Origin of the sequence: Kitasatospora sp. NPDC008115 (assembly GCF_042957205.1) — a bacterium.
Taxonomy (GTDB): Bacteria; Actinomycetota; Actinomycetes; order Streptomycetales; family Streptomycetaceae; genus Kitasatospora.
Window position 1 is genome coordinate 47,391 of the sequence record NZ_JBIBHU010000040.1, and the last position, 8,167, is coordinate 55,557.

Annotated in this window: 1 protein-coding gene; it reads left to right on the top strand. The window is 74.6% G+C overall.

The features are described from left to right. Positions 1-5: 5 nt before the first annotated feature. Positions 6-8,167, top strand: an 8,162-nt coding sequence (locus ACFZBX_RS34385) for an amino acid adenylation domain-containing protein (RefSeq protein ID WP_391537732.1), incomplete at its 3' end; no start/stop codon positions are given.

Genomic DNA, 8,167 nt, shown 5'->3' on the forward strand with positions numbered 1-8,167 from the left:
TCCCCATGTCTTTCGCCCAGCGGCGGATGTGGCTCCAGTGGCGCGTGGAGGGAGCGAGCTCCACCTACAACAGCGCCACCGTCGTTCGCCTCACCGGACGGCTCGACCAGCAGGCCCTGGGCGCCGCCCTGCGGGACCTGATCGGCCGCCACGAGGCGCTGCGGACCGTCTTCCCCGAGGTGGACGGTGAGCCCGGCCAGCGGATCCTGGATCCCGCCGACCTGCCGTGGGAACTCGCCGTGGTGCGGGTGCTCGGGGCGGAAGACACGGGGCGGGCGCACCCCGGCCTGCCCGCGCTGCACGACCTCGCCTGGGACCGGGCGGTGCTGGACCTGCCCGCCGTCGAGGTGGCCGACGCGCCGCCCGGCACCGGGATCACCGCGGCGGAGCTCACCGGCGCCGTCGCCCGGGCCGCCCGGCACCCGTTCGACCTCGCCACCGAAGTGCCCTTCAGGGCCTGGCTGTTCGAGCTGAGCGAGGACGAGCACATCCTCGTCCTGGTACTGCACCACATCGCCACCGACGGCTGGTCGGGCGGCCCGCTCGCCCGCGACCTGTCCACCGCCTACGCGGCCAGGTGCGCGGGGCGGGCCCCGCAGTGGGAGCCGCTGCCGATCCAGTACGCCGACTACGCGTACTGGCAGCGCGACCTGCTGGGCGACCCGCGGGACCCGGCCGCACTGGGCTCGCGCCAGGTCGAGTACTGGCGCGACGCCCTGGCGGACGTCCCCGAGGAACTCGCCCTGCCCGCCGACCGTCCGCGCCCCGCGGAGGTCTCCCACCGTGGCCACGCGGTCGGCGTGAGCCTGTCGGCCGACACCCACCGCGCCCTCGCCGCCGTGGCCCGGGAGCGCCGCGCCACCCTGTTCATGGTGCTCCAGGCGGCCGTTGCCGTGACCCTCTCCCGGCTGGGCGCGGGCACCGACATCCCGATCGGCTCGCCCATCGCCGGGCGCACCGACGAGGCGCTGAACGACCTGATCGGCTGCTTCGTCAACACCCTCGTCGTGCGCACCGACCTCTCCGGCGACCCGACCTTCGCCGAGGTCGTGGACCGGGTGCGCGGCACCACCGTGGGCGCCTACGGCCATCAGGACGTGCCGTTCGAGCGCCTGGTGGAGGAGCTGGCCCCGGCCCGCTCGCTGGCCCGGCACCCGCTGTTCCAGGTCTTCCTCGCCCCGCTGGACATCGGCTCGTCCGTCGACCTGCCCGGTCTGCGCGGTGAGGCCCTGGTGCTCGGCCGCTCCGGCGCCAAGTTCGACCTGGAGGTCACGGTCGGCGAGGTCTTCGACGCCGACGGTGCGCCGGCCGGCCTGCGCGGTGTGCTGATGGGCTCGGCCGACCTGTTCGACCACGACACGCTCCGGCGGCTGGCCGGCCGCCTGGTGCGGGTGCTGGACGCGCTCGCCGCCGATCCCGCGCTGCGGGTGTCGGCGGTGGAGGTGGTGGACGCGGCGGAGCGCGCGCTGGTGGTGGGGGAGTGGAACGACACGGCTGCTTCGGTGCCGGAGTTGTCGGTGTCGGAGGTGTTCGCGGCGCAGGTCGCGCGTACGCCGGAGGCCGTGGCGCTGGTGGGTGGTGAACTGTCGCTCTCTTATCGTGAGTTGGACGAGCGTGTTGACCGTCTGGCGTCGGTGCTGGTGGAGCGCGGTGTCGGTGTGGAGTCGCCGGTTGCCGTGGTGATGGAGCGTTCGGCGGACCTGGTGGTCGTGCTGCTGGCGGTGCTGAAGGCCGGTGGGGCGTTCGTGCCGGTGGACGTGGCGTGGCCGTCGGCGCGGGTCGAGGCCGTGCTCGCGGACGCCCGCCCGGTGTGCGTGGTGACGACGCCGGACCTGGCGTCGGACGTTCCGGCGGGCCTGCCGGTGGTGTTCGCGGATGCGGTTCCGGCCGGTCACGGCGAGGTTCCGTCGGTTGCGGGGCTGTTGGACCGCGCGGCGTACGTGATGTACACCTCCGGTTCGACGGGTGTGCCGAAGGGCGTCGTGACCACGCAGCGGGACCTCGTCGCGCTGGCGCTGGACGGGTGCTGGGGTGGGTCGGCGGACATGCGGGTGCTGTTCCACGCTCCGCACGCGTTCGACGCTTCGTCCTACGAGTTGTGGGTGCCGCTGCTGTCCGGCGGGACGGTCGTGGTGGCTGAGCCGGTGGCGATGGATGCCGCCGTGCTGCGGGAACTGGTCGCCGGACACGGGCTGACCCACGTCCACGTGACGGCCGGCCTGCTGCGTGTCCTGGCTGATCAGGACCCGGAGTGCTTCAAGGGTGTCCGCGAGGTTCTGACCGGTGGCGATGTCGTCCCGGCGGCGTCCGTGCGGCGCCTGCTCGAACACAACGAAGGCCTGGTCGTCCGACACCTGTACGGGCCGACCGAGGTGACGCTCTGCGCGACCCAGCACGAGGCCCATGACGTTGCTGGCGACGTGCTGCCGATCGGCCGTCCGCTGGACAACACCCGTGCCTATGTCCTGGACGACGCGCTCGCGCCCGTTCCGGTCGGGGTGACCGGCGAGCTGTACGTCGCCGGTGTCGGGTTGGCCCGTGGCTACGCCCACCAGCCCGTCCTGACGGCGGAACGTTTCATCGCCGATCCCTTCGGTTCGGGTGAGCGGCTCTACCGCACCGGCGACCGTGTCCGCTGGACCGCCGACGGCCAACTCGTCTTCGCGGGCCGCGCCGATGCGCAGGTGAAGATCCGCGGCTTCCGCGTCGAGCCGGGCGAGGTGGAGGCGGTCGTCGCCGGTCACCCGCGGGTCGCGCAGGCGGCCGTGGTGGTCCGTGAGGATGTGCCGGGGGACAAGCGCCTGGTCGCGTACCTCGTCGCAGGCGAAGCCATGGACGTGGACGCGGTGCGCGCGTACGTCTCCGAGCGCCTGCCCGCTTACATGGTCCCGTCGGCGTTCATGCTCCTGGAGACGCTGCCGCTGACCGTCAACGGCAAGCTGGACCGCAAGGCCCTGCCCGCCCCGGAGTACGTCTCCGGCGTCGGCCGCGCCCCGGCGGACGTGCGCGAGGAGCTGATCTGCCAGGTCTTCGCCGAGGTCCTCGGCCTGCCGCTGGTCGGCGTGGACGACGACTTCTTCGCCCTCGGCGGCCACTCCCTGCTCGCCGTCTCCCTGGTCGAGCGCCTGCGCTCGCGCGGCGTCACCGTCTCCGTGCGCGCCCTGTTCGCCACCCCGACCCCGGCGAGCCTGGCCCACGCCACCGGCGGGGAGCAGCTGGCCGTCCCGGCCAACCTGATCCCGGAGGGCGCCACCGCGCTGACCCCGGCGATGCTGCCGCTGGTCGACCTCACCGACGCCGAACTCGCCGCTGTCGTCGCCGCCGTCCCCGGCGGTGCGGCGAACATCGCGGACGTGTACCCGCTCGCCCCCCTCCAGGAGGGCATCTTCTTCCACCACCTGATGGCCGACCGGGAGGCCGGTGGCGACGCCTACCTGCTGCCCGTCTCGCTCGCCTTCGACTCCCGCCGACGGCTGGACGCCTTCACCGAGGCGCTGCGCCGGGTGCTGGCGCGGCACGACGTCTACCGCACCGCCGTCGTCTGGGACGGTCTGCGCGAGCCCGTCCAGGTGGTCCTCCGCGAGGCCGCGCTGCCGGTCACCGAGGTCGCCCTCGACGCCGGGTGCGCGGACCCGGCGGAGGAGTTGCTGGCCGCGGCCGGCGGCTGGCTGGAGCTGGACCGGGCGCCGCTGCTGAGCATGCACACCGCGGCGGAGCCGGGCACGGACCGGTGGCTGGCCGTCCTGCGCATCCACCACCTCGTCCAGGACCACACCGCGCGCGACGTGCTGCTCGACGAGGTGCGGGCGTACCTGGCCGGCCGCGCCGACGAGCTGCCGGAGCCGCTGCCGTACCGCGAGTTCGTCGCGCAGGCGCGCCTGGGGGTGCCGCGCGAGGAGCACGAGCGCTACTTCGCCGAGCTGCTCGGCGATGTCACCGAGACCACCGCCCCGTTCGGCCTGACCGACCTGCTCGGCGACAACGCCGAGACGGAGCGCGGGCGGGTGCCGGTGGACGAGGGGACGGCCCGCCGGACCCGGGAGACGGCCCGTTCGCTGGGCGTCAGCCCGGCCACGCTGTTCCACCTCGCCTGGGCCCGGGTGCTCGGGGCCGTCTCGGGCCGCGACGACGTGGTGTTCGGCACCGTGCTGTTCGGCCGGATGAGCGCCGGCGCCGGCGCGGACCGGGTGCCCGGCCTGTTCATCAACACCCTGCCGGTCCGGGTCCGCCTGGACGGGTTCTCGGTGGCGGAGGCGCTGGACGGACTGCGCGGCCACCTGGCCGACCTGCTGGTGCACGAGCACGCCCCACTCGCCGTCGCCCAGGCGGCCAGCGGCCTGCCGGCCGGCGGCGGCGCGCTGTTCAGCTCGCTGTTCAACTACCGGCACGCCGGCCCCGCCGTCCAGGGGCCCGACGCCCTGCTCGACGGCGTCACCGTCACCCAGACCCGGGAGGGCGCCGGCTTCCCGCTGAGCGCGGCCGTCGACGACGACGGCTCCCGGTTCGCCATCACCGTGCGCGCCCCCGGGCGGGTCGGCCCGCACCGGGTCGCCGCCATGCTGCACACGGCGCTCGACAACCTGCTGCGGGCCCTGACGGAGGCCCCGGACAGCCGGTTCGCGACCGTGGACGTGCTCGACGACGCGGTCCGGCGCCAGGTGCTGGAGCAGTGGAACGAGACCGCGGTCGAGGTGCCGGACACGACGCTGCCGGAGCTGCTGGCCGCCCAGGCCGCGCGGACGCCGGACGCGACGGCCCTGCTGGTCGAGCGTGCCGACCCGTCCGCCGCCACCCTCTCCTCCGCCGTCCCGTCCTACGAGGAGCTGTCCTACGCGGAGCTGTGGACGCGGGTGAACCGCCTGGCCCGGCTGCTGGCCGGCCGCGGCGTCGGGCCTGAGTCGGCCGTCGCCGTCATGCTGGAGCGCTCCGTCGACCTGGTGGTGGCCGTGCTCGCCGTGGCCACCGCCGGCGGCGCCTACGTGGCGGTCGACCCGGAGCACCCGGCGGAGCGGGTGGCCGGCATGCTCGCCGACAGCGCGCCCGTCGTCGTCCTGACGTCCCGTCCGCTCGCCGCCGGTCTGCCGGCGGCCGCCGGGGTGCCGGTGCTGGCGCTGGACCACCCGGCGCTCGTCGAGGAGCTGGCCGCCCTGGACGGCTCGCCGCTGACCGACGCCGACCGGGTGTCGCCGCTGCTGCCGGACCACCCCGCCTACGTGCTGTTCACCTCGGGCTCGACGGGGCGGCCCAAGGGCGTGACGACCGCGCACCGCGCGATCGTCAACCGCCTGCTGGGCATGCAGGACGCGTACGGCCTGACCGCCGCCGACCGGCTGGTGCAGAAGACGCCGTTCGGCTTCGACGTCTCGGTCTGGGAGATCTTCTGGCCGCTGACGCAGGGCGCCTCCCTGGTGGTGGCCCGCCCGGGCGGCCACCGTGACCCGGCCTACCTGGCGGAGCTGGTGCGGGAGACCGGCGTCACCGTCGTGCACTTCGTGCCGTCGATGCTGGAGCTGTTCCTCCGCGAGCCGGGGGCGGCCGGCTGCACCGGCCTGCGGATCGTCTTCTCCGGCGGCGAGGGCCTGTCGGCGGCGCTGCGGGACCGCTTCCTGGCGGCGCTCGACGTACCGCTGTACAACCAGTACGGCCCGACGGAGGCGGCGATCGACGTCACCGCGACGCGCTGCTCCGCCGAGGACGGCGCCCGGGTGACCATCGGCGCGCCGGTGACCAACACCCGGCTGTACGTCCTGGACGGCCGGCTGCGCCCGGTCGCGCCCGGTGTGACGGGAGAGCTCTATCTGGCGGGCGCGCAGCTGGCGCGCGGCTACGTGGGCCGGGCCGCGCTGACGGCCGAGCGGTTCGTGGCCAGTCCGTTCGGGCCGGCCGGCGAGCGGCTCTACCGCACCGGAGACCTGGTGCGGTGGACGGCGGACGGCGAGGTGGAGTACCTCGGACGCGGCGACGACCAGGTCAAGATCCGCGGGCAGCGGGTGGAGTTGGGCGAGATCGAGTCGGTGCTGGCCGCCGGCGCGGGCGGCGCGCGGGTCGCCGTCACGGTCCACCAGGCCGCCCCGGGCGACGGCCGGCTGGTGGCCTACCTGGCCCCGGCCAAGGGCGGCACGGCCGCGGACATCGACGTGGACGCGGTGCGCACGGACGCCGCGGAGCGGCTGCCCGCGCACATGGTGCCGTCGGTGTTCGTGGTGCTGGACGCGCTGCCGCTGACGGTGAACGGCAAGCTGGACCGCCGGGCGCTGCCCGCCCCGGACCTCGGCGCCGAGGCCGGCGGCGGCCGGGCGCCGGCCACCGTCCAGGAGGAGTTGGTCTGCCAGGGCTTCGCCGAGGTCCTCGGCCTGCCCGCGGTCGGCGTCGACGACAGCTTCTTCCTGCTCGGCGGCCACTCGCTGCTGGCCATCACCCTGGTGCAGTGGCTGCGGGCGCGTGGCATCACGGTGTCGGTGCGCACGCTGTTCGACGCGCCGACCCCGGCCGCGCTGGCCGTGGCGACCGGTCCGGCGGAACTCGTGGTGCCGCCGAACCTGATCCCCGCCGGCGCCACCGGGCTGACCCCGGCGATGCTGCCGCTGGTCGAGCTGACCGAGGCCGAGCTGGCGACCGTGGTCGCCGCCGTGCCGGGCGGCGCGGCGAACGTGGCGGACGTGTACCCGCTGGCGCCGTTGCAGGAGGGCATGTACTTCCACCACCTGTTGGCGGACCAGGACGGCGGCGACGTCTACCTGAAGCCGTCGGTGGTCGAACTGGACTCCCGCGAGCGGCTGGACGGCTTCCTGCGGGCGCTCCAGTGGATGGTCGACCGGCACGACGTCTACCGCACCGCGATCATCTCCGAGGGCCTGCGCGAGCCGGTCCAGGTGGTCGTCCGCCGTGCCGAACTGCCGGTCACCGAGGTCGCGCTGGACCCGGCCGGCGCGGAGCCGGTCGAGCAGCTGCTCACCGCGGCCGGCGGCCGGCTGGACATGGACCGGGCGCCGCTGATGCGGGTGCACATCGCACCGCACGCGGACGGCCGGCGCTGGCTGGCGCTGCTGTCGATGCACCACATCGTCCGCGACCACACGACGATGGACACCCTGCTCTCCGAGGCGCGGGCCTTCCTGACGGACCGGACGGCGGAGCTGCCCGAGCCGCTGCCGTACCGCGAGTTCGTGGCCCGGGCCCGCCTCGGCGTGCCGCGCGAGGAGCACGAGCGCTACTTCGCCGAGCTGCTCGGGAACGTCACCGAGCCCACCGCCCCGTACGGGATGCTGGACGTCCACGGCGACGGCAGCCGGGTCGCCCAGGCCAAGCTGCCCGTCGACGGCGAACTCGCCCGCCGCACCCGGGAGGCGGCGCGGTCCCTGGGCGTCAGCCCGGCGACGGTGTTCCACCTGGTGTGGGCGCGGGTCCTCGGCGCGCTGGCCGGCCGTGACGACGTGGTGTTCGGCAGCGTCCTGTTCGGCCGGATGAACGCGGGCGCGGGCGCCGACCGGGTGCCCGGCCTGTTCATCAACACCCTGCCGGTGCGCGTCCGCCTCGCCGACCAGGGCGTCCGCGAGGCGGTCGACGGCCTGCGCGGCCAGCTCGCCGAACTGATGGTCCACGAGCACGCGCCGCTGACCCTGGCCCAGACGGCCAGCGGTCTGGCCGGCGGGACCCCGCTGTTCACCTCGCTCCTCAACTACCGGCACGTCCGGCCGGCCACCGGGACCGGCGAGCGGCTCGAAGGCATCACCAAGCTCTACTACGAGGACCGCACCAACTTCCCGCTGGACGTGGCCGTCGACGACGACGGCACCGGCTTCGCCGTGGTCGTCGAGGCCGTCGACCCGGCCGACCCCGAGTACGTCTGCGCCCTGGTGCACGCCTGCCTCGACGGCTTGGTCACGGCGCTGGAGCACGACCCTGCTTCGCGGGTGGGGTCGGTGGATGTGCTGGGTGAGGTCGAGCGTCGTCGGATGCTGGTGGAGTGGAATGCGACGGGGGTGGCGGAGTCGGGTGGTCTGGTTCCGGGGTTGTTCTCGGAGCAGGCGGCGCGGACTCCGGATGCCGTGGCGGTGGTGTGTGACGGCGTCGAGGTGTCGTATCGGGAGTTGGATGAGCGGTCGTCGCGTCTGGCGCGTCGTCTCGTAGGGCTTGGTGTGGGTCCGGAGTCGGTGGTGGCTCTGGT